Origin of the sequence: Pseudomonas delhiensis, assembly GCF_900187975.1 — a bacterium.
Lineage (GTDB): Bacteria > Pseudomonadota > Gammaproteobacteria > Pseudomonadales > Pseudomonadaceae > Pseudomonas > Pseudomonas delhiensis.
The window spans coordinates 53,995-75,387 of record NZ_FZPC01000005.1 but is presented as its reverse complement, the minus strand read 5'-3'; the positions used below and the strand labels follow the sequence as shown (position 1 = coordinate 75,387).

Genomic DNA, 21,393 nt, shown 5'->3' with positions numbered 1-21,393 from the left:
TAGGAGCGAGCTTGCTCGCTCAAACAGACTCCGCAGCGGGGCTGGTTCGCGAGCAAGCTCGCTCCTACGAAAAGCGGTATCGCGTCAGGGATCCAGCGCGCCGGAGCTCCAGGTGCTCGACGGCGCCGAGCCGGTGAACTTCGCCGCTATCGCCCCGCGCGGGATCAGCCGGTCGCGATAGCGGGTGACGAACAGGCCGCTCTGCGGCGCCCGCAGCACCACTTCGCTCTCCGCGTCCCCCGGCCTTGCGATGATGCGGGCGAAGCGTTCGCCCGCCTGCACCGCCTCGCCCAGCTCGCGCTCGAACACCAGCACCCCGGCCACCGGGGCGAACAGCGTTTCCATGAAGCCCATGGGCACTGCCACGCCCTTCCAGGCCGGCAGCTCCACCGCTTCGTCGATCACCCCGCGCCCACAGAGGAAGGCCCACAGCCCATCGGCATCCTGCTGCGCCAGCGCATCGCTGACGTCGCCCTGCCCGCGCAGCTCCACCGTGGCCACCAGGCGCCCGTCGAGGCGGCCCTCGGCCAGCCAGGGTTCGATCACCACCTCCTCGAAAGCGCCGTCGCTGTCGCCTTCCCAGATGATCGCCAGCTCGGCGCGCAGCGCCGCGGCCAGGTCCCGTGCCGCCGGCCACAGGCGCTCGTGGACGTAGAGGTACTGCAGCGCCTCGTCGTCGGTGTGCAGGTCCAGCACTATGTCCGCCGGCGCCGCCAGGGCGGCCAGCTGGCGTTGCCAGTCGGTGAGGTTGTCCACAGTGCCCGTGGCCTTCGCCGAGGCCGGGAAGCCGCGGTTGAAGTTGCGCGCCGTCGCTTCGTGATGGCGGCCGAGGATGCGCCCCTGGCGGAACTGGCCGCTGCCGAAGGGGTTGGCCTGGGGCACCAGGGTCACGCTGCCGTTGAGCCGGCCCTGCTCCGCCGCCTGGCGCAGCCGCGGCAGCAGCTGGTGCAGTACCAGCATGCCGGCGATCTCGTCGGCGTGCACCCCGGCCTGCAGGTGCACCCGCGGCCCCGGCCGGCCGCCGTCGATGCGCCAGGCCGGCACCGGCAGCGGCGCGCCGGAATCCCCCGTCACCCGCAGCGATACGTCTTCGATCATGCTTGCCTCCTCCCTCGTCGCGGGGCGTGGCAAACTTGCCCGGCGCCCCCTAGTATCGATTCCACCCACCGCGCCCCGGCGCCCCGCACAAGGAACTCCCCGCGTGGACAGCCCCCGCCAGAAAGCCCGCCGCGCCACGCCCGGGGAACGCCGCGACGACCTGGTGCGCGCCTGCCTCAAGTGCCTGGTCGCCGATGGCCACGCCGGCATCTCGGTGCGGCGCATCGCCAGGGAGGCGGGGGTGGCCGTCGGCCTGGTCAACCACCACTTCGGCAGCATCGAGGCGCTGGTGGCCCAGGCCTACGAGACCCTCGCCGCCGAGGTCACCCAGTCGCTGCGCGAGAGCGTCGCCGCTGCCGGCAGCGACCCCGCCGCGCGCCTGGACGCCTTCCTGGTCGGCTCCTTCTCGCCCGGCGTGCTCGACCCCGACCTGCTCAGCCCCTGGGTGGTGTTCTGGAGCCTCATCCGCCACTCCACGCCGGTCAACGACGCCCACGAGCGCGGCTACCGCGCCTACCTGCAACTGCTGGAAACCCTCATCACGGACCTGGCGCGCAGCGAGGGCTTCGCCATCGCCAACCCGCGCCTGGCCTCCATCGGCCTGTCGGCCATGCTCGACGGCCTGTGGCTGGAGTGGTGCCTGAACCCCACCACCTTCAGCGCCGAGGACGGCCTGCAGCTCAGCCGCCACTGGGTCGAGGGCCTGCGCCGCGGCGCCTACGCCTAGGCCTTCGCCTTGCGCCGCCAGAACAGGAAGCCGGCGCGCGAGCGCGGCGCGGTGGACTCGCGGCGCACCGGGGTGGCCCCCTCCAGCAGGTTGAACAGGCCCTCGATGATGAACGTCAGGCACACGTAGATGGCCGCCACCAGCAGCAGCGGCTGGTACACCTGGAAGGTCTGCGCGCGCACCACGTTGGCCGCGCCGAGCAGGTCGACCACGGCGATGGTCGAGGCCAGCGCGGTGGACTTCAGCAGCAGCACCGTCTCCCCGGCCAGGGTCGGCAGCAGCAGGCGGATGGCCCGCGGCAGCCACACGCGGTAGAGCACCAGGCGGCGGTGCATGCCGAAGGCCGCGGCGGCTTCCAGCTCGCCGCGCGGCACGGCCCTGAGGCCACCGCGCACCACCTCGCCGACGTAGGCCCCCACCGACAGCACCAGCGCCAGCACGATGTACCAGTAGCCGTCGCGCAGGTAGGGCCAGAGGAAGCTGCTGCGGATCGGCGGGTAGGTGGCGAACAGGCTGCCCAGGCCGTAGTAGCAGGTGTAGATCTGCACCAGCAGCGGTGTGCCGCGGATGACGCTGGTGAAGGCCAGGCTGGCCTTGGCCACGAACAGGTTGCGCGACATCCGCGCCAGCGCCACCAGCAGCGCCAGGGCGAAGCCGAGCACGGCGCTGACCAGCAGCAGCGACAGGGTGGTGCCCAGGCCGCGCAGCAGCAGGCTGCCGTAGGCGAATATCCAGTGATCGCTCATCGCGCGCCCCTCACACCGCCGGTATCCAGCGGCGGAAGCGCCGCTCGAGCCAGCCGGAGAACAGGTTGGAGAGCACCGTGAGCAGGTAGTACAGCGCCGCCGCGGTGAGGTAGAAGGTCAGGTAGCTGCGCGTCGAGCCGGCCGCCTGCTTGGCGGTGTAGAGCAGCTCGTTGGTGCCCACCACGCTGATCAGCGCGCTGTCCTTGATCAGGTTGACCCACAGGTTGGCCATGCCGGCCAGGGCGTTGGGCGCCATGATCGGCAGGGTGACCCGGCGGAACAGGCCGAAGCCGTGCATGCCGTAGGCCCGCGCCGCCTCGATCTGGCCGTAGGGGATGGCCTGGATGGCGCCGCGGAAGATTTCCGAGGCGTAGGCCCCCTGCACCAGGCCGAGCACGGCGATGGCGACCACGGTGCCATCGAGCTTGACGTCACCGTGGCCGAGCCAGGCGAACAGCTGGTTCAGGCCCATGGAGCCGACGTAGTACAGCAGCAGGATCAGCAGCAGCTCCGGCACAGCCCGGCACAGGGTGGTGTAGCCGCGGGCGATGGCGGCCAGCGGGCGCGAGCCGCTGAGCTTGGCGCTGGCGGCGCCCAGGCCGATGAGCATGCCGACCAGGAAGGCGCCGAAGGAAATCTGCAGGGTGACCAGCAGCCCGCGCAGCAGCGCCGGCCCCCAGCCCTGGGCGCCGAAGCCGACGAGGTCGAGATAGGATTGCATGGCGAATTCCTCGAACGACGGCGCCGCCCGGCGGGCGGCACCGGTTCATCACGGCTGCCTGGGCGCGACGCTCAGGCCGAAGTACTTGTCCGACAGCGCCTTGTAGTCGTCGCTGGCCAGCAGCTTGCCGATGGCCTCGTCCAGCTTCGCCTTCAGCGCCGTGTCGTCCTTGCGCAGGCCGGCGCCCACGCCGCGGCCGAACAGTGGGTCGTGGGGCACCTCGCCCTTGCTGACGATGCCCGCCGCCTGGGCATCGGGCGACTTGAGGAAGGTGTTCACGGCGATGCCGTCGGCCATCATCAGGTCGATGCGCCCGGCCACCAGGTCGGCGTTCACCGAGTCCTGGGTGTCGTAGTAGCGCACGTCGGCGATCTTCTCGTAGTACTTCTTCAGGTAGTTGGAGCTGACGGTGGAGATCTGCACGCCGATCACCTTGCCCTTCAGCCCCTCGGGGCTGACGACTATGTCGCTGGCGGCCGGCGCGGCCACCGCCACCGGGGTGTCGTAGTAGGGCACGCTGAAGGCGATCTGCTTCTCGCGCTCCTCGGTGATGGACAGGGAGTTGAAGATCACGTCGACCTTCTTCGCCAGCAGCGCCGGGATGATGCCGTCCCAGGCCACCTCGTCGATCTCGCACTGCGCCTGCATCTGCGCGCAGAGCGTGTGGATCAGGTCCGGCTCGAAGCCGCTCCAGCTGCCGTCCGGCTGCTTCACCGAGAATGGCGGGTAGGGCTCCGCCGCCAGGGCGAAGCGCAATGTCTCCGCCTGCGCGCTGGCCATGCCCGCCGCCAGCAATGCCGCACCCGCCAACCAACCGCAAAGACCCTGTCTGTTCATGATGCCCCTTCCGCTTTCTTGTGGTTTGTCGTGCTAGAAGCTTGTCAGGTGGCCGCGCCGCGGCCGGTTCAGCGATTCTGGTGCGCGTTGACGAACTGCCGGCAGCGCTCGCTGCGCGGCCGCGCGAAGACCTCCCCGGGGGTGCCCTCCTCCTCGATCAGGCCCTGGTGGAGGAAGGCCACGTGGCTGGAGACGTCACGGGCGAAGGCCATCTCGTGGGTCACCAGGATCATGGTGCGGCCCTCCTCGGCCAGCGAGCGGATCACCCGCAGCACCTCGCCGACCAGCTCCGGGTCCAGCGCCGAGGTCGGCTCGTCGAACAGCATCACCTTCGGCCGCACCGCCAGGGCGCGGGCGATGGCCACGCGCTGCTGCTGGCCGCCGGAGAGGAAGGCCGGGTATTCGTTGCGCTTCTCCGCCAGGCCCACCCGCGCCAGCAGCGCCTCGGCGCGTTCGCGGGCCTCGGCGCGGCTCTCGTGGAGGACGAAGGTCGGCGCCTCCATCAGGTTCTCCAGCACCGTGCGGTGCGGCCACAGGTTGAAGTTCTGGAACACCATGCCCAGCCGCGAGCGGATCCGCGTCAGCTGCTTCTGGTCGGCCACCCGCGGCTCGCCGTGGCGGTCCTGGTCGAGGCGGATGGTCTCGCCATCGACGCTGACGCTGCCGGCGTTGGGCACCTCCAGCATGTTGATGCAGCGCAGCAGGGTGCTCTTGCCCGAGCCGCTGGCGCCGATCAGCGACACCACGCCGCCCTCGCGGGCCGACAGCGACACGCCCTTGAGCACCTCGAACTGGCCGAAGCGCTTGTGCAGGTCGCGGACTTCGATCACCGGCTTGCCGGCGGGCTGTGCCGGTACGCTCTGTGTAGGAGCGCGCCCTGCGCGCGATTCGCGGGCAGGGCCCGCTCCTACAGGTTCAGGCAAGCCCTCGACGAAGGCGAGGATGCGCTCGCAGGCCTCGGCCAGGGTCTCGTCGGCCAGGGTGAAGGACAGCCGCACGAAGCCGTCGGCCTGGGGCCCGAAGGCGGCGGCGTCGAGCACCGACACGCCGCGGGCGCGGAACAGCTGCCAGGCGAAGTCCAGGGAGCTCAGGCCGGTGCCGCGCACGTCGACCATCACGAACATCCCGGCCTCGGGGCTCAGCACCTGCAACCGCGGGCTGCGCGCCAGGCGCTGCACGACCAGGTCGCGGCGGCGGCGGTAGACCTCGCGCATGCCGGCGGCCACCTGGTCGTGCTGCCGCACCGCTGCCAGGGCGGCCTCCTGCACGAAGCCGGGCAGGCCGTAGAGCATGTTCAGCGCCAGGTTCTCGATGTGCGTCACCAGCGTCGGCTCGGCGACTATCCAGCCGGCGCGCCAGCCGGTCATGGCGTGGGACTTGGATAGGCTGCCCAGGCTCAGGGTGCGCGCGGCCATGCCCGGCAGCGCGGCGAAGCTCTGGTGCGGCTGCTCGAAGGTCAGCGCCTCGTACACCTCGTCCACCACCACCCAGAGGTCGTGGCGCTCGGCGACGGCGGCGATGGCGCGCAGCTCGTCGGGGCGCATGACCACGCCGGTGGGGTTGTTCGGGTTGGCGAAGAAGATCGCCCGGGTGCGCGGGGTGATGGCCGCCTCCAGGGCCGCGGCGTCGAGGCGGAAGCCGTTGCCGGCGGGGGTCGGCACCGCCACCAGCTTCGCGCCGGTGGCCTTGAGGGTGGCTTCGTAGGTGACGTAGACCGGGTCGAAGACGATGACTTCGTCGCCGGCCTCCAGCAGGCACAGGGCGGCGGCGAACAGGGCGTTCTGCGCGCCGGCGAGGACGATGACGTTGTCCGCGCCCAGCGGCAGGTCGAAGCGTCGCCGGTACAGGTCGGCGATGGCCTGGCGCAGTTCCGCTCGCCCGGCCACGTCGCTGTAGTGGGTGTCGCCGGCCTGCAGCGCGGCCACCGCGGCGTCGGTGATGAAGGCCGGCGTGGCGAAGTCCGGATCGCCGACGCTGAGGACGATCGCATCCTCCCCGGCGCGTTGCGCCGCCACGGCGGCGTAGTGGATATCCCAGGCGGCTGCGCCCGGCCCGACCATCCTGTCCACAAGCGACGAATAACGCATGCACGGACCTCACCCGAATGACGGAGAACCCGTGGCTGGAACGCTGCCAGGCCGCGGGGCGTGGCATCACCATAACCACGAATGAACGAGTGTTCAACAGTGTTTTCCGGCCATTTCGAGCGATCGTTCAATTTGCCCCGCAATAGAGCGGCCGCGCCCTCCAGGCCCCGTTCCGGCGCCTGGCGCGGCAGGTGCCGACGAGCCTGGCGGAGCCCCCGAAGCGGCCCGCGCGGTCCCCATCACCCTGCCCCGCGAGGGTGCGGGCGGCGCCGCGACATTTTTCGAACACGCCCATAACGGGTTCTTAACGATCGCTCGGCGAGCATGAGCCCAGAGAATCGCCACCACCCCGTGAAGTGCATGGACAACCCCTTCCTCCCCTTCTCCCGGCCCAGCATCGGCGCCGAGGAAATCCAGGCCGTCAATGAAGTGCTCGGCTCCGGCTGGATCACCACCGGCCCGAAGAACCAGCTGCTGGAGCAGCGCTTCGCCGACTACGTCGGCTGCAGGCACGCCGTGGCCGTGGCCTCGGCCACCGGCGCCATGCACATCGCCCTGCTGGCCCTGGGCATAGGCCCGGGCGACGAGGTGATCACCCCGTCGCAGACCTGGGTGTCCACCGCCAACATGATCTGCCTGCTGGGCGCCACCCCGGTGTTCGTCGACGTCGACCGCGACACCCTGATGACCGACGCCGCGCGCATCGAGGCGGCCATCACCCCGCGCACGAAAGCGATAGTCCCGGTGCACTACGCCGGCGCCGCCTTCGACCTGGACCCGCTCTACGCGCTGGCCGAAAAACACGGCATCGCGGTGATCGAGGACGCCGCCCACGCCGCCGGCACCCGCTACCGCGGCCGCCACGTCGGCGCGCGCGGCACGGCGATCTTCTCCTTCCACGCGATCAAGAACATGACCTGCGCCGAAGGCGGGATGTTCGTCAGCGACGACGAGGCCCTGGCCAACCGCGTGCGCACCCTGAAGTTCCACGGCCTGGGCGTGGACGCCTACGACCGCCTGAGCCACGGCCGCAAGCCCCAGGCGCAGGTGACCGAACCGGGCTTCAAGTACAACCTCACCGACATCAACGCCGCCATCGCGCTGGTGCAGCTGCAGCGCCTGGACGCCCTCAACGCGCGCCGCGCCGAACTGGCCGAGCAGTACCGGGAGCGCCTGGCGCACCTGCCGGTGCAGCCGCTGGCCGTGCCCGGCTACCCGCAGCGGCACGCCTGGCACCTGTTCATCCTGCGCATCGACGAGCAGGCCTGCGGCATCGATCGCGACGCCTTCATGCAGGCCCTGCAGCAGCGCGGCATCGGCAGCGGCATCCACTTCATCGGCACCCACCTGCACAGCTGGTACCGCCAGCGCTTCCCCGGCCTCAGCCTGCCCGCCACCGAATGGAACTCGGCGCGCCTGTGTTCCATCCCGCTGTTCCCCGACATGACCGAGGCCGACCTGGCGCGCGTGGTCGGGGCCTGCGAAACCCTCCTGCGGTGAACCCCGTGAAACCTTACGCCATCGACTGCGTCTCCGTGGTCATCCCGGTCTACAACGAAGAAGCCAGCCTGCCCGAGCTGCTGCGCCGCAGCGAGGCGGCCTGCCGCCAGCTCGGCCGCGCCTACGAGCTGGTGCTGGTCGACGACGGCAGCCGCGACCGTTCCGCCGAGCTCATCCTGGAAGCCGCCGAGGCCCCCGGCAGCCACGTGCTGGCGGTCATCCTCAACCGCAACTACGGCCAGCACGCGGCGATCATGGCCGGCTTCGAGCAGTGCCGCGGCGACCTGGTGATCACCCTCGACGCCGACCTGCAGAACCCGCCGGAAGAAATCCCGCGCCTGGTCGAGCAGGCCGCGCAGGGCTACGACGTGGTCGGCACGGTGCGCGGCAACCGCCGGGACTCGGCCCTGCGCCGCTGGCCGTCGCGGCTGATCAACCTGGCCGTGCAGCGCTCCACCGGCGTGGCCATGAGCGACTACGGCTGCATGCTGCGCGCCTACCGCCGCGGCATCGTCAAGGCCATGCTGGCCTGCCGCGAGCGCAGCACCTTCATCCCGATCCTGGCCAACGGCTTCGCCCGCCACACCAGCGAGATCGTCGTCGGCCACGCCGAGCGCGAGCACGGCGAGTCGAAGTACGACTTCCTGCGGCTGATCAACCTGATGTTCGACCTGGTCACCTGCATGACCACCAGCCCGCTGCGCCTGCTCAGCCTGGTCGGCGGCGGCATGGCGGTGGCCGGCGTGGCCTTCGGCGTCCTGCTGCTGGCGCTGCGCCTGCTGTTCGGCGCGGCCTGGGCCGGCGACGGACTGTTCGTGCTGTTCGCCATCCTGTTCATCTTCACCGGCGCGCAACTGGTGGGCATGGGCCTGCTCGGCGAGTACCTGGGCCGCATGTACAACGACGTGCGCGCCCGCCCGCGCTTCTTCATCGAGCGCGTGGCGCGCGGTGCCGCCCTGCCCACCGCCGGCACCGCGTCGATCTCCCCTTCCCCTGTCGTCGAGTCCCTCGCCCAATGAGCGCCAAGACCCTCGTATTCGCCTACCACGACATCGGCTGCGCCGGCATCGAAGCCCTGCTGGCCGCCGGCTACCAGATCGACGCGGTCTTCACCCATGCCGACGACCCGCGGGAGAACCGCTTCTTCGGCTCGGTGGCGCAGCTGTGCGCACAGCGCGGCATCCCGGTGCACGCCTCGGAGGACGTCAACCACCCGCTGTGGGTCGCGCGCATCCGCGAGCTGCAACCGCAATACATCTTCTCCTTCTACTACCGCCACCTGCTCGGCGACGAACTGCTGGCCTGCGCCAGCCGTGGCGCCTTCAACCTGCACGGCTCGCTGCTGCCGCGCTACCGTGGCCGCGCCCCGGCCAACTGGGTGCTGGTCAATGGCGAGAGCGAGACCGGCGTGACCCTGCACCGCATGGTCAAGCGCGCAGACGCTGGCGCCATCGTCGCCCAGCAGCGCGTCGCCATCGACGAGGACGACACCGCCCTGAGCCTGCACGGCAAGCTGCGCGAGTGCGCCGCCGAACTGCTCGGCCGGGTGCTGCCGGCGCTGCGCGAAGGCGACTTCGTCGAACGCGAACAGGACGAGCGCCAGGCCAGCTACTTCGGCCGCCGCACCCCGGCCGACGGCCTGCTCGACTGGCGCCGCCCGGCCCGCGAGCTGCACAACCTGGTGCGCGCGGTGACCCAGCCCTACCCCGGCGCCTTCGCCCCGGTGGGCGAGCGCAAGCTGATCGTCTGGCAGTCGAAGGTGGTGCCCGGCAACCAGGGTCGCCCGGCCGGCGCCGTGCTGGGCGTGGAGCCGCTGCGCATCGCCTGCGGCGAAGACAGCCTGGAGATAGTCGCCGGCCAGCAGGGCGACGCCGGCCTCTACCTCGCCGGCCCGCAACTGGCCCGCGAGATGGGCCTGGTGGCGGGCTCGCGGCTGCATGCGCAGGCCAAGCCCAGGCGCAAGACGCGGGTGCTGATCCTCGGCGTCAACGGCTTCATCGGCAACCACCTCTCCGAACGCCTGCTGCGCGACGGCGGCTACGAGGTCTACGGCCTGGACATCGGCTCCGACGCCATCGAGCGGCTGAAGAGCAACCCGGACTTCCACTTCGTCGAGGGCGACATCGGCATCCACAGCGAGTGGATCGAGTACCACATCAAGAAGTGCGATGTGGTGCTGCCGCTGGTGGCCATCGCCACCCCGATCGAATACACCCGCAACCCGCTGCGGGTGTTCGAGCTGGACTTCGAGGAGAACCTCAAGCTGGTCCGCTACTGCGTGAAGTACGGCAAGCGGGTGATCTTCCCGTCCACCTCCGAGGTATACGGCATGTGCAGCGACGCCAGCTTCGACGAGGACAGCTCGAACCTGGTGGTGGGGCCGATCAACAAGCAGCGCTGGATCTACTCGGTGTCCAAGCAGCTGCTCGACCGGGTGATCTGGGCCTACGGCCAGAAGGGCCTGCGCTTCACCCTGTTCCGCCCGTTCAACTGGATGGGCCCGCGCCTGGACCGCCTGGACTCGGCGCGCATCGGCAGCTCGCGGGCCATCACACAACTGATCCTGCACCTGGTGGAAGGCACGCCGATCCGCCTGGTCGACGGCGGCGCGCAGAAGCGCTGCTTCACCGACGTGGACGACGGCATCGAGGCGCTGGCGCGCATCGTCGACAACGCAGGCGGACGCTGCGACGGGCAGATCGTCAACATCGGCAACCCGGACAACGAAGCGAGCATCCGCGAGTTGGGTGAGGAACTGCTGCGCCAGTTCGAAGCCCACCCGCTGCGCGCGCACTTCCCGCCCTTCGCCGGCTTCCGCGAGGTGGAAAGCCGCAGCTTCTACGGCGACGGCTACCAGGACGTGGCGCACCGCAAGCCGAGCATCGACAACGCCCGCCGCCTGCTGGACTGGGAGCCGAGCGTGCCCCTGCGCGAGACCATCGCCAAGACCCTCGACTTCTTCCTGTGCGAGGCCATCGCCGAACAGCGGCAGGCCGGCAAGCCGAGGCTCGCCAGCTGATGCAGGCCGGTCTGCGCATCGACGTCGACACTTACCGCGGCACCCGTGACGGCGTGCCGCGGCTGCTCGACATGCTCGACGAGGCCGGGATCAGGGCGACCTTCTTCTTCAGCGTCGGCCCGGACAACATGGGCCGCCACCTGTGGCGCCTGGCGCGGCCGCGCTTCCTGGGCAAGATGCTGCGCTCGAAGGCCGCCAGCCTGTATGGCTGGGACATCCTCCTGGCCGGCACCGCCTGGCCCGGCCGGCCCATCGGCCGCGACCTCGGCCCGTTGATGCGGCGCACCCAGGCGGCCGGCCACGAGGTCGGCCTGCACGCCTGGGACCACCACGGCTGGCAGGCCAACGCCGGGCGCTGGAGCGCCGAGCAGCTGCACCGGCAGATCGCCCTGGGCGTGGACAGCCTGAGCGACATCCTCGGCCGCCGCGTGGACTGCTCGGCGGTGGCCGGCTGGCGCGCCGACGAGCGCACCGTGCAGGCCAAGGAGGCCTTCGGCTTCCGCTACAACAGCGACTGCCGCGGCAGCGCGCCGTTCCGCCCGCGCCTGGCCGACGGCCGCCCGGGCACCCCGCAGGTGCCGGTGGACCTGCCGACCTTCGACGAGGTGGTGGGCACGGCGGTCCCCGCCGGCGCCTTCAACGACTTCATCATGGCCCGCTTCCGCCCGCAGGCGCTGAACGTCTACACCGTGCACGCCGAGGTGGAAGGCATCGTCATGGCCGACGCCTTCCGCCAGTTGCTGGGCCATGCCCGCGAGGGCGGCATCCACTTCCGCCCGCTCGGCCAGTTGCTGCCGGCCGACCCGGCGACGCTGCCGCTGGGCGAACTGCGCCGCGGCAGCCTGGCGGGCCGCGAAGGCTGGCTGGGCGTGCAGCGATGAGCCGGCGCTACGGGCTGCTGGCCGCGGCCGTCCTGCTGTTGTTCTTCCTGGTGCCGCTGGGCCTGCACGGCCTGTGGATACCCGACGAGGCGCGCTACGCCCAGGCCGCCCAGGAAATGCTGCGGCGCGGCGACTGGGTGGCGCCGCACTTCCTCGGCCTGCGCTACTTCGAGAAGCCCATCGCCGGCTACTGGCTGGTGGCCCTGGGCCAGGCGCTGTTCGGTGAGAACCTGTTCGGCGTGCGCGTCGCCTCGGTGCTGGTCAGCGCCTGCAGCACCCTGCTGGTCTGGCTGCTGGCCCGGCGGCTGTGGCCGCAGCCGGGCCGGGCGTGGACCGCCGCGCTGCTCTATGCCAGCTTCGCGCTGATCGCCGGCCAGGCCGGCTACGCCAACCTCGACCCGCAGTTCACCCTGTGGGTGAACCTGAGCCTGTTCGCCCTGTGGTTCGCCTTCGAGGCCGAAGCCCCCCGCACCCGCCTGGGCGCCTGGGCGCTGCTGGGCGTGGCCTGCGCCATGGGCTTCATGACCAAGGGCTTCCTCGCCGGCCTGCTGCCGGTGCTGGTGGCCCTGCCCTATGCGCTGTGGCGCCGACGCCTGGGCGAGCTGTTCCTGCTCGGCCCGCTGGCGGTGCTGGCGGCGCTGCTGGCCAGCCTGCCCTGGGCGCTGGCGGTGCACCTGCGCGAAGCGGACTTCTGGCATTTCTTCTTCTGGCACGAGCACATCCAGCGCTTCGCCGGCAGCGACGCCCAGCACGCGCGGCCGTTCTGGTTCTTCGTGCCGCTGCTGTTCGCCTGCGCGGCGCCCTGGACGCTGCTCGTCCCCGCCGCCTTCCAGCGCGGCTGGCAGGCGCGCCGCGAGCCCCATGCGGCATTCCTGCTGCTGTGGTTCCTGATGCCCTTCCTGTTCTTCAGCCTGGCCAAGGGCAAGCTGCCGACCTACATCATGCCCTGCTTCGCGCCGCTGGCCCTGCTGATGGCCGATGCCCTGGCCAGCGCCCTGGAGCGCGGACGCCTAGGGGCGCTGCGCCTGAACGGCGCGCTGAACCTGCTGCTGGGCCTGCTCGGCCTGGCCGCGCTGGTGTTCCTGCAGGCGAAGAAAGCGCTGTACCACCAGCAACTGCCGAGCCTGCTGCTGGTCGGCCTGGTCTGCGCCCTCTGGGCCCTGTGCGGCGCCCTGCAGTGGCTGCGCCCGCAGCAGCTGTGGGCTGCCCCGGCGCTGGCTGCCTGGCTGCTGGTGGCCGCGGCGCCGGCGGCGCTGCCCGAGCGCATGGTCAACAGCAAGATGCCCGACCAGTTCATCGCCCAGCACCTGGACGAGCTGGGCACGGCCACCACCCTGCTGAGCAACGACCTGGGCGCCGCCTCGGCGCTGGCCTGGCGCACCGGGCGCAGCGAGGTGTTCCTGCTCAACACCGAGGGCGAGCTGAAATACGGCCTCGGCTACCCCGACGCCAGTGGCCGGCGCATCGGCCTCGAACAGTTCCCCGCCTGGCTCGCCGCGGCGCGCCGCCAGGGCCCGGTGGGGGTGATCCTGCGCGTCAACAGCCCCGGCGACGAGGCCGAGCTGGCGCTGATGCCGCGGGACGCCACCAGCTACCGGGAGAACCACCTGGTCTTCCTGCTGATCCCGCAGGCCGCGCCATGACCGCCGCGCTGCTCGCCGCCGTGTGCCTGCTCACCTGCCTCGGCCAGGTCGCCCAGAAGCTCGCCGTGGAGGGCTGGCGCGAACGCAGCCTCAGCCTTGCGGGCAAGCTGCTGTCGCCCTGGCTGCTGCTGGCCATGGCCTGCCTGGGCGCGGCCCTGCTGCTCTGGCTGCTGGTGCTGCAGCGCCTGCCGGTGGGCCTGGCCTACCCGATGCTGAGCCTGAACTTCGTGCTGGTCACCCTGGCCGCGCGCCTGCTGTTCGGCGAGCACGTCGATGCGCGCCACTGGCTGGGCATCGCCCTGATCGTCGGCGGCGTGGCGCTGCTGGGGCTGCAGGCATGAGCCGGGTCCGCGGCTTCGCCCTGGCCCTGGGCAGCGTGGCCCTGGTCAGCGCTGCCCAGCTGGGCATGCGCTGGGCCATGGCGCGGCTGCCCGCCGCCGCGCAATGGCTGGAAGCGCCGGGCAGCCACCCCCTGCCGCTGCTGGGCGTGCTCGCCGCCGCCGTGCTGGCCTACGCCCTGTCGCTGTTGTGCTGGCTGGGCGCCCTGCGCCACCTGCCCCTGGGCCGCGCCTATTCGCTGCTGAGCATCAGCTACGCCCTGGTCTACCTGGGCGCGGCCGCGCTGCCCGGTTTCGGCGAGCCACCGAGCGCCCGCGGCGCCCTGGGCGTGGCCCTGGTGATCGCCGGCGTGCTGGCCATCAACGCGCCGCGCGGCAAGAGAACCGTAACGAAGCAGCGGCATGCTGGCTCCAGCGCCGGGCCGGCGCCCTCGAACCACCTGTAACCACTAGGGACACCACCATGAAAATCAGTGTATTCGGGATCGGCTACGTCGGCCTGGTGCAGGCCGCGGTCATGGCCGAAGTGGGCCACGACGTGGTCTGCATGGACATCGACCAGGCCAAGGTCGCCAAGCTGCAGCGCGGCCAGGTGAGCATCTACGAGCCCGGCCTGGCCGAGCTGGTGAAGGAGAACCTGGAGGCCGGCCGCCTGCGCTTCACCAGCGAGGTGGAAGTGGCCGCGGCCCACGGCCTGGTGCAGTTCATCGCCGTGGGCACACCGCCGCGCGCCGACGGCTCGGCCGACCTGGCCGCGGTGTTCGCGGTGGCCGAGGGCATCGCCCTGCACCGCAAGGCGCCGGTGGTGATCGTCGAGAAATCCACGGTACCGGTGGGCACCGGCGACCTGGTCAAGGCGCACGTCCACAAGGTGCTGAGCCAGCATGGCCGCAGCCTGGACTTCGATATCGTGTCCAACCCGGAATTCCTCAAGGAAGGCTCGGCCCTGGCCGACTGCCGCCGCCCGGACCGCATCGTCATCGGCTGCGAGCGAGCCGAGGTGCTGGACGTGATGCGCGAGATCTACGAGCCCTTCAACCGCAACCATGACCGCATCCTGTGCATGAACCTGCGCAGCGCGGAGCTGACCAAGTACGCCGCCAACTGCATGCTCGCCACCAAGATCAGCTTCATCAACCAGATCGCCGAGCTGGCCGAGCACCTGGGCGCCGACATCGAGGCGGTGCGCCAGGGCATGGGCGCCGACCCGCGCATCGGCTACCACTTCATCTACCCCGGCTGCGGCTACGGCGGCTCCTGCTTCCCCAAGGACGTCCAGGCCCTGATCCACAGCGCGGACGACGCCCACTGCTCCAGCGACCTGCTGCGCGCGGTGGAGGCCATCAACCAGCGCCAGAAGCACAAGCTGTTCGAACGCATCGACGCCTACTTCGGCGGCAACCTCAAGGGCCGCACCTTCGCCCTCTGGGGCTTGTCGTTCAAGCCCAACACCGACGACATGCGCGACGCCCCCAGCCGCGCGCTGATGGAAGCGCTGTGGGCGGCCGGGGCCAAGGTCCGCGCCTTCGACCCCGAGGCCATGCCCGAGGCCCAGCGCCTGTACGGCCACGACGAGCGCCTGACGCTGATGGGCACCCCCGAGGCGGCCCTGGGCGGCGCCGATGCGCTGGTGGTCTGCACCGAGTGGCAGCAGTTCAAGGCGCCGGACTTCGAACTGCTGGCCAGCCGCCTGAAGGCCCCGGTGATCTTCGACGGGCGCAACCTCTACGATCCGGAGCGGATGGCGCGCCATGGCTTCGAGTACTTCGCCATGGGCCGCGGCGACTCGCACCGCCTGCCGGTGCCGGCGCAGGAGCAGCCGTTGCGGCGCAGTGCCTGAGAGTGGCTCTTCGTAGGAGCGAGCTTGCTCGCGAACCGTGTTTCCCGGGGGCTGTGGTGTAGCAGGTTGACTCCGCCCCCTCTCCCCAGCCCTCGGCTGCGCGCCCCGCCCTGAAGGGAGAGGGGGCTTGTCCGTGCCGAGATGAGCATGGTTTTAGCCGGAAACTGCAGAGCTGCCGGCTGACTCTGAAATATCCGAGCACTCCGAACGGTCCCCTCTCCCTTCAGGGAGAGGGTTAGGGAGAGGGCGCTCTTGGAACTGGCACCGGTGCATTGCCCAACGGAATCACTCAGCAGCCCGCCCCGGCACCCCCACCATCCCCTGCACCTCATCCCGCTTGAGCACGGCATAAATCACCCCCGTCACCACGCTCCCCGCGACTATCGCCAGCAGGTACATCAGCGCGTGGTTCATCGCATTGGGGATCAGCAGCACGAACAGCCCGCCATGGGGCGCCAGCAGCTTGCAGCCGAAGTACATCGACAGCGCCCCGGTCAGCGCGCCGCCCACCACGCTGGCCGGCAGCACCCGCAGCGGGTCCCTGGCGGCGAAGGGAATGGCGCCTTCGGAGATGAAGCACAGGCCCAGCACCAGCGCCGCCTTGCCGGCCTCGCGCTCGCTGCGGGCGAACTTGCGCCGGGCCAGGAGGGTGGCCAGGCCCATGCCGATCGGCGGCACCATGCCGGCGGCCATGGTCGCCGCCATCGGTGCGTAGCTCTGCGAGGCCAGCAGGCCCACGGAGAAGGCGTAGGCGGCCTTGTTGATCGGCCCGCCGAGGTCCACGCACATCATGCCGCCGAGCAGCAGGCCGAGGAGGATGGCGTTGGCCGTGCCCATGCCGGCGAGGAAGTCGGTCAGCGCGCCCATCAGCCCGGCCACCGGCTTGCCCACCACGTAGATCATCACCAGCCCGGTGAACAGGCTGCACATCAGCGGGATCAGCAGGATCGGCTTGAGCGCCTCCAGGCTCTGCGGCAGCTTCAGCCACTGGCTGACCGCCCGCGCCGAATAGCCGGCCAGCAGGCCGGCGACTATGCCGCCGAGGAAGCCCGCGCCCAGGCTGCTGGCCAGCAGGCCGCCGATCATCCCCGGCGCCAGGCCCGGGCGGTCGGCGATGGACCAGGCGATGTAGCCGGCGAGCATCGGCACCATCAGCTTGAAGGCGCTCTCGCCGCCGATCTGCATCAGCGCCGCGGCCAGGGTGCCCGGCTGCTTGAACGCCTCGATGCCGAACACGAAGGACAGCGCGATCAGCAGGCCGCCGGCCACCACCATCGGCAGCATGAAGGACACACCGGTCAGCAGGTGCTTGTACAGCCCGTGCGCCTCGCCCTTGGCCGGCTTCGACGCAGCGGCGACGGTGCTTTGCGCAGAGCCTTCCTGCAGGGCCTTCTTCAGGGTCGCTTCGGGCTGCTTCAGGGCCATGCCGGTGCCACAGCGGAAGATGCGCTTGCCGGCGAAGCGCTCGGCGTTCACCTCGATGTCGGCGGCCAGCAGCACCACGTCGGCGGCGGCTATGTCCTCGGCCGACAGCGGGTTGCGCGCGCCCACCGAGCCCTGGGTCTCCACCCGCAGCTGCCAGCCCAGGCGTTCGGCGGCCTGCTGCAGCGCCTCGGCGGCCATGAAGGTGTGCGCCACGCCGGTGGGGCAGGCGGTCACCGCCACCACCCGCACCGCCCTGGCCTCGGCTTGCGGTTCGGCGGTGCCTTGCCAGGGCTGCGCCTCGGCGGCGGCGCGTTGCAGAAAGGCCGCGGGCTCGGCCAGGGCCTCGGCCGGGCGCGCCTGGAACAGCAGCTTGCCAGCGAAGCGGGACAGCTCCAGCGGCTGGCTGCTGACCACCAGCACCAGGTCGGCGGCGGCGATCTGCTCGGCGCTCAGGCGCGCCTCGGGGCGCTGCGGTTCGTTGCTCTCGACGCACACCGACCAGCCCAGGCGCTCGGCGGCGGCGCGCAGCAGGCGCGCGCTGAGCAGGCTGGTGACCTGGCCATTGGGGCAGGCAGTGATCAGGGCAAGATTCATCGTGGTACCTCTTGTCATGGCGCCGCCCGACGCAGCCGGGCGGGCGAATCAATCCAGCGCGCGCACCGCCACCTGCGCCTGCAGGCGGGCCAGGCGCTCGCGGTCGGCGATGCCGAAGTCGAACTGGGTCACCGCCAGGGCGGCCACCGCGGTGGCCTGGCGCAGCACCTGTCCGGCGGGCCGGCCGGCGAGCAGGCCGTCGACCATCGCCGCCAGCAGCGAATCGCCGGCGCCCACGGTGCTGGCCACCTCGACCTTCGGCGGCGTCGCCTGCCACAGCCCCTCCGGGCCGTACCAGCGCACGCCCTCGGCGCCCTCGGAAAGCACCAGGTGCTCGATACCGCCGGCGCGCAGGGCGCGGGCCTGGGCATCGAGGCCTCCCTCGCCCGCCGGGCCGCAGGCCTCGGCCAGCTCCTCGACGTTCGGCTTGACCAGCCAGGGCCCGGCCGCCAGCCCCTGGCGCAGGGCCTCGCCGCTGCTGTCCAGGGCCACGCGCAGGCCCAGGCGCTTCAGGCGCAGCAGCAGCTCGCGCAGCCACTGCGGCTCCACGCCGCGCGGCAGGCTGCCGGCCACCACCACCAGGTCCTGGCCGGCGGCCAGTTCGTCCAGGCCGTCGAGCAGACGCTGCCGGGCAGCGGCGTCCACTTCCAGGCCGGGACCGTTGAGATCGGTGATGCGCCCGCTGCGCTCGGCCAGCTTGATGTTGCTGCGCGTCTCGCCCGGCACGCGGACGAAGGCGTCGCGAAAGCCGCGGCGGCGGAACAGCGCCTCGAAGGCTTCGGCATTGTCGGCGCCGAGGAAGCCGCCCACGCTCAGTTCGTGGCCGAGGTCGGCGAGCACCTGGGCCACGTTCAGGCCCTTGCCGGCGGCCTGGGCCAGCACCGCCTCGCTGCGGTTCACCGCGCCCAGTTCCAGGCTGCGCAGGCGCACGGTGAGGTCCAGCGCCGGGTTCAGGGTAAGGCTGAGGATACGGGCCATCAGCGTGCCTCCCCCAGCGCCCGCGCCACCAGGGCGCGGACTTCCTCCGCCGAGGCCAGGCCGAGGGCGGCGCTGGCCAGCTCGCGGGCCCGGCCCATGTCCAGCTCGCGCACGCCCTGCTTCACCAGCGGGATGCTGCGCGCGGACACGCTCAGCTCGTCCACCGCCAGCCCCAGCAGGACCGGCAGCGCCTGGGCGTCGGCGGCCAGCTCGCCGCACACGCCCACCCACTTGCCGTGGGCATGGGCGGCGCGCACGGTCATGTCGATCAGTTGCAGCACCGCCGGGTGCAGGCCGTCGGCCTGGGCGGACAGCGTCGGGTGGCCGCGGTCGATGGCCAGGGCGTACTGCGTCAGGTCGTTGGTGCCGACGCTGAAGAAGTCCACCTCGCGCGCCAGCACCGGCGCCAGCAGCGCCGCCGAGGGCACCTCGACCATGATGCCCAGCTGCAGGTCGGCGCAGTCGTACTCCTCGCGCAGGGCCAGCGCCAGGTCGCGCGCCTGGCGCCACTCCTCGACCTGGCCGACCATCGGGAACATGATCCGCAGCGGCCGGCCGGCGGCGGCCTGCAGCAGGGCGCGCAGCTGCGTCTCGAAGATCTGCGGGCGCTGCAGCGTCAGGCGGATGCCGCGCACGCCCAGGTAGGGGTTGGCCTCGGCCGCGATCGGCCAGTACGGCAGCGGCTTGTCGCCGCCCACGTCGAGGGTGCGGACCACCAGCGGGCGGCCGCCGAGGGCGTCGAGCACGCGGCGGTACTCGGCCTCCTGGGCCGCCAGGTCCGGCGCGCGCGGGCTGTCGAGGAAGACGAATTCGCTGCGCAGCAGGCCCACGCCTTCGGCGCCCAGTTCCACCGCCTGGGCGGCGCCGGCGCTGTCGCCGAGGTTGGCGCAGACTTCCACCCCATGGCCGTCGCGGGTGCGCGCCGGCTCGTGGCGGCGCGCCTCGGCCAGGGCCTGGTGGCGCAGGCGCTCCTCGCGCTGGCGCAGGGCCTGTTCGAGCACTTCGTCCGCGGGCGCCACCACGAAGCGGCCGCGTTCGCCGTCGAGCAGCAACGGCGTGCCCGGCGGCAGCGCCAGCAGCCCTTCGCCGGCGCCGACCAGGGCGGGAATGCCCAGGGCGCGGGCGATGATGGCGCTGTGGGAAGTAGCACCGCCACGTACGGTGAGGATGCCGGCCACGCGTTCGGGGTCCAGCCGCGCCACGTCGGAGGGGCCGACCTCGTCCATGACCAGGATGTACGGCTGCGCCGGCTCCGCGGCCAGGCTCACCCCGCACAGGCGCGCCAGCACCCGGCGGCCGAGGTCGCGCAGGTCCGCGGCGCGCTCGGCGAGCAGGGCATCGCCCAGGGCCTCCTGCTGGCTGGCGGCCTGTTCGATCACCGCATGCCAGGCCGCTTCGGCGCTGGCGCCGTCGGCCAGTCGCACGGCCACCTCGGCGCCCAGTTCGGGGTCGTCGAGCAGGGCCTGGTGGGTGACGAAGATGTCGCGCACCGCCTTGCTCCGGCTGCTCTCCACCAGGGCCTCGATCTCCGTGGCGATGGCGGCCTTGGCCTCGGCCAGGCGCTGCGCCTCGATCTCGGGGGATTCGCCGCGGGCCGGGTAGTGGAAGGTCGGTTCCACCTGCAGGTGCGCCGGGCCGCTGGCGATGCCCGGCGCGGCGGCGACGGCGGCCAGCCATTCGCCCCGGGCCGGCTCGGGCTGCGGGGCTTCCGGCGCGGCGGGCGCCTCGGGCTCCACGGGCGCTTCCGCCAGCGGCAGGACCTCCTCGCCCAGGCCCTGCTCCACCGCCTCGCGCAGGGCCGGCAGGGCCGCCTCGGCGATCGCCGGTTCGGCGAAGAACTCCAGCGCCTGGCCGCGCCGCGCGCCCAGGCTGAGCAGCTTGCTCAAGCTGCGGATGGACACGGGCGCGGCGTCGCTGTCGGCGATGCGCACGCGGATTTCGCCGTCGAAGTCGCGGGCCATCTGCATCAGCACCTGCGAGGGCCGCGCGTGCAGGCCGTGGGGGTTGGCCAGGGGCACGCGCAGGCTCGGCCAGTCCACCGGCAGTTCGCCGCCCAGGGCCTCCAGCACCGCGCGCACCGAGGCGGCCCGCGCCAGCTCGCTGCCGCGGCCGTCCACCAGCAGGTCGCACAGGCGCTCCAGCGCAGCGCGTGCGGCGTCGCCGCGCTCGGCCAGGCAGAACAGCCCGCGCAGGGGCAGGCCGGCATGCTGCAGCTCGCGCTGCGGGGTGACGAAGGCCAGGCCGGGGCGGTTGACCTTTGCCCCGCCGCCCAGCCACCACAGGCCTTCGCCCAGCGGCAGCGCCTCGCCCTGCTGCAGCGCGGCGAGGAAGCCGCTTTCCACGCAGCCGGCGGCCTTGAGCCGGCGCGCGGCGAGCAGCAGCAGTTCGTCGAAGTCCTCGGCGCCCTGCCCCAGGGCCACCAGTTGCGCGTCCAGCGCCAGGGGCTGCGGCGCGCCGCGCAGCGCCTTCAGCAACTGCCCGGCGTCCTGCGCCTGGCGCAGCGCCGCGCCGGTGTCGCCCTCGCCCAGGGCGCGGGTCAGCAGTTGCAGCAGGTTCAGGTGCTCGTCCGAGCGCGCGGCGATGCCGATGGCCAGGTAGACGATCTGCCCGCCGCCCCAGTCCACGCCCTCGGGGAAGTGCAGCAGGCGCACGCCGGTGCGGCGCACCAAGTCGCGGGTCTGCGGGGTGCCATGGGGGATGGCGATGCCCTGGCCGAGGTAGGTGGAGCCCTGGGCCTCGCGATCCTCGAGCCCGGCGAGGTAGCCCGGTTCGACCAGGCCGTCGGCCTCCAGGGCCTGGCAGAGCAGTTCAAGGGCGGCCGGCTTGTCCGCGGCCCGCTGTTGCATGCGGACCTGCTGCGCGGTCAGTTCGAGCACATCGTTCTCCTCACCGGCCCGCCCGGGAGGAGGACCGGGTTGCCGGAACGGGGCGGTTATCCGCTTGTTGGGGTGAACAGCGA

The 21,393-nt window shown here is 71.7% G+C and carries 17 protein-coding genes; 9 read left to right on the top strand and 8 right to left on the bottom strand.

What is annotated here, in order from left to right; translation table 11 throughout:
- Positions 1–84 precede the first annotated feature (84 nt).
- Positions 85–1,098, bottom strand: coding sequence for a M14 family metallopeptidase (locus tag CHC02_RS05810; RefSeq protein WP_089390553.1), 1,014 nt, complete (start codon positions 1,096–1,098; stop codon positions 85–87).
- A 103-nt stretch (positions 1,099–1,201) separates the two neighbouring features.
- On the opposite strand from CHC02_RS05810, the gene CHC02_RS05805 reads away from it, so the two are divergent.
- On the top strand, positions 1,202–1,825 hold the full coding sequence (locus CHC02_RS05805; protein ID WP_089390552.1) for a TetR/AcrR family transcriptional regulator: 624 nt from the start codon (positions 1,202–1,204) through the stop codon (positions 1,823–1,825).
- On the opposite strand, the gene CHC02_RS05800 is transcribed toward CHC02_RS05805, so the two are convergent.
- The 4 genes from CHC02_RS05800 to CHC02_RS30710 form a co-directional block, all read right to left on the bottom strand.
- Complete coding sequence (locus CHC02_RS05800) at positions 1,822–2,571, bottom strand: ABC transporter permease subunit (RefSeq protein WP_089390551.1); 750 nt, start codon at positions 2,569–2,571, stop codon at positions 1,822–1,824. The genes CHC02_RS05805 and CHC02_RS05800 overlap by 4 nt on opposite strands.
- 10 nt (positions 2,572–2,581) lie before the next feature.
- A complete protein-coding gene (locus CHC02_RS05795; RefSeq protein WP_089390550.1) occupies positions 2,582–3,292 on the bottom strand; it encodes an ABC transporter permease in 711 nt (236 codons plus the stop codon).
- 48 nt (positions 3,293–3,340) lie between these two features.
- Complete coding sequence (locus tag CHC02_RS05790) at positions 3,341–4,129, bottom strand: transporter substrate-binding domain-containing protein (protein WP_089390549.1); 789 nt, start codon at positions 4,127–4,129, stop codon at positions 3,341–3,343.
- A 68-nt stretch (positions 4,130–4,197) separates the two neighbouring features.
- Positions 4,198–6,216: an aminotransferase class I/II-fold pyridoxal phosphate-dependent enzyme gene (locus CHC02_RS30710; protein ID WP_089390548.1), complete on the bottom strand. Its 2,019-nt coding sequence runs from the start codon at positions 6,214–6,216 to the stop codon at positions 4,198–4,200.
- Between the two features lie 360 nt (positions 6,217–6,576).
- Here CHC02_RS30710 and arnB point away from each other — a divergent pair, with 360 nt between their 5' ends.
- Genes arnB through CHC02_RS05745 form a run of 8 tightly spaced genes read left to right on the top strand, consistent with a single transcriptional unit; the run spans position 6,577 to position 15,437 of the window.
- Positions 6,577–7,716 (top strand): UDP-4-amino-4-deoxy-L-arabinose aminotransferase, encoded by a 1,140-nt coding sequence (arnB, locus tag CHC02_RS05780; protein ID WP_089390547.1) that lies wholly within the window; start codon positions 6,577–6,579, stop codon positions 7,714–7,716.
- A 5-nt stretch (positions 7,717–7,721) separates the two neighbouring features.
- Positions 7,722–8,735, top strand: a complete 1,014-nt coding sequence (gene arnC / locus CHC02_RS05775; protein WP_089390701.1) for an undecaprenyl-phosphate 4-deoxy-4-formamido-L-arabinose transferase — start codon at positions 7,722–7,724, stop codon at positions 8,733–8,735.
- Positions 8,732–10,735, top strand: coding sequence for a bifunctional UDP-4-amino-4-deoxy-L-arabinose formyltransferase/UDP-glucuronic acid oxidase ArnA (gene arnA, locus CHC02_RS05770; protein ID WP_089390546.1), 2,004 nt, complete (start codon positions 8,732–8,734; stop codon positions 10,733–10,735). The genes arnC and arnA overlap by 4 nt, the downstream gene beginning before the upstream one ends.
- Positions 10,735–11,616, top strand: coding sequence for a 4-deoxy-4-formamido-L-arabinose-phosphoundecaprenol deformylase (gene arnD, locus CHC02_RS05765; protein WP_089390545.1), 882 nt, complete (start codon positions 10,735–10,737; stop codon positions 11,614–11,616). The genes arnA and arnD overlap by 1 nt, the downstream gene beginning before the upstream one ends.
- Entirely contained in the window at positions 11,613–13,259 is a 1,647-nt protein-coding gene (gene arnT / locus CHC02_RS05760; RefSeq protein WP_089390544.1) for a lipid IV(A) 4-amino-4-deoxy-L-arabinosyltransferase, read from the top strand. Before arnD ends, arnT begins: the two co-directional genes overlap by 4 nt.
- Entirely contained in the window at positions 13,256–13,600 is a 345-nt protein-coding gene (arnE, locus tag CHC02_RS05755; protein ID WP_089390543.1) for a 4-amino-4-deoxy-L-arabinose-phosphoundecaprenol flippase subunit ArnE, read from the top strand. The genes arnT and arnE overlap by 4 nt, the downstream gene beginning before the upstream one ends.
- Entirely contained in the window at positions 13,597–14,043 is a 447-nt protein-coding gene (gene arnF, locus CHC02_RS05750) for a 4-amino-4-deoxy-L-arabinose-phosphoundecaprenol flippase subunit ArnF (protein WP_089390542.1), read from the top strand. The genes arnE and arnF overlap by 4 nt, the downstream gene beginning before the upstream one ends.
- A 17-nt stretch (positions 14,044–14,060) precedes the next feature.
- Positions 14,061–15,437 (top strand): UDP-glucose dehydrogenase family protein, encoded by a 1,377-nt coding sequence (locus CHC02_RS05745; protein WP_089390541.1) that lies wholly within the window; start codon positions 14,061–14,063, stop codon positions 15,435–15,437.
- A 285-nt stretch (positions 15,438–15,722) separates the two neighbouring features.
- On the opposite strand, the gene CHC02_RS05740 is transcribed toward CHC02_RS05745, so the two are convergent.
- Genes CHC02_RS05740 through ptsP form a run of 3 tightly spaced genes read right to left on the bottom strand, consistent with a single transcriptional unit; the run spans position 15,723 to position 21,310 of the window.
- The gene (locus CHC02_RS05740; protein ID WP_089390540.1) at positions 15,723–17,456 is read right to left on the bottom strand and encodes a PTS fructose-like transporter subunit IIB; all 1,734 of its coding nucleotides are present in this window, start codon (positions 17,454–17,456) and stop codon (positions 15,723–15,725) included.
- A gap of 48 nt (positions 17,457–17,504) precedes the next feature.
- Positions 17,505–18,434: a 1-phosphofructokinase gene (pfkB, locus tag CHC02_RS05735; protein ID WP_089390539.1), complete on the bottom strand. Its 930-nt coding sequence runs from the start codon at positions 18,432–18,434 to the stop codon at positions 17,505–17,507.
- Positions 18,434–21,310: a phosphoenolpyruvate--protein phosphotransferase gene (gene ptsP / locus CHC02_RS05730; protein WP_089390538.1), complete on the bottom strand. Its 2,877-nt coding sequence runs from the start codon at positions 21,308–21,310 to the stop codon at positions 18,434–18,436. Before ptsP ends, pfkB begins: the two co-directional genes overlap by 1 nt.
- Positions 21,311–21,393 lie beyond the last annotated feature (83 nt).

Coding starts and splice junctions, on each gene's coding strand:
- arnB (WP_089390547.1), top strand. CDS start 6,577: ATGGACAACCCCTTCCTCCCCTTCTCCCGGCCCAGCATCGGCGCCGAG.
- CHC02_RS05810 (WP_089390553.1), bottom strand. CDS start 1,098: ATGATCGAAGACGTATCGCTGCGGGTGACGGGGGATTCCGGCGCGCCG.
- CHC02_RS05745 (WP_089390541.1), top strand. CDS start 14,061: ATGAAAATCAGTGTATTCGGGATCGGCTACGTCGGCCTGGTGCAGGCC.
- CHC02_RS30710 (WP_089390548.1), bottom strand. CDS start 6,216: ATGCGTTATTCGTCGCTTGTGGACAGGATGGTCGGGCCGGGCGCAGCC.
- CHC02_RS05790 (WP_089390549.1), bottom strand. CDS start 4,129: ATGAACAGACAGGGTCTTTGCGGTTGGTTGGCGGGTGCGGCATTGCTG.
- arnD (WP_089390545.1), top strand. CDS start 10,735: ATGCAGGCCGGTCTGCGCATCGACGTCGACACTTACCGCGGCACCCGT.
- arnA (WP_089390546.1), top strand. CDS start 8,732: ATGAGCGCCAAGACCCTCGTATTCGCCTACCACGACATCGGCTGCGCC.
- CHC02_RS05800 (WP_089390551.1), bottom strand. CDS start 2,571: ATGAGCGATCACTGGATATTCGCCTACGGCAGCCTGCTGCTGCGCGGC.
- CHC02_RS05795 (WP_089390550.1), bottom strand. CDS start 3,292: ATGCAATCCTATCTCGACCTCGTCGGCTTCGGCGCCCAGGGCTGGGGG.
- arnF (WP_089390542.1), top strand. CDS start 13,597: ATGAGCCGGGTCCGCGGCTTCGCCCTGGCCCTGGGCAGCGTGGCCCTG.
- CHC02_RS05740 (WP_089390540.1), bottom strand. CDS start 17,456: ATGAATCTTGCCCTGATCACTGCCTGCCCCAATGGCCAGGTCACCAGC.
- pfkB (WP_089390539.1), bottom strand. CDS start 18,434: ATGGCCCGTATCCTCAGCCTTACCCTGAACCCGGCGCTGGACCTCACC.
- arnT (WP_089390544.1), top strand. CDS start 11,613: ATGAGCCGGCGCTACGGGCTGCTGGCCGCGGCCGTCCTGCTGTTGTTC.
- arnE (WP_089390543.1), top strand. CDS start 13,256: ATGACCGCCGCGCTGCTCGCCGCCGTGTGCCTGCTCACCTGCCTCGGC.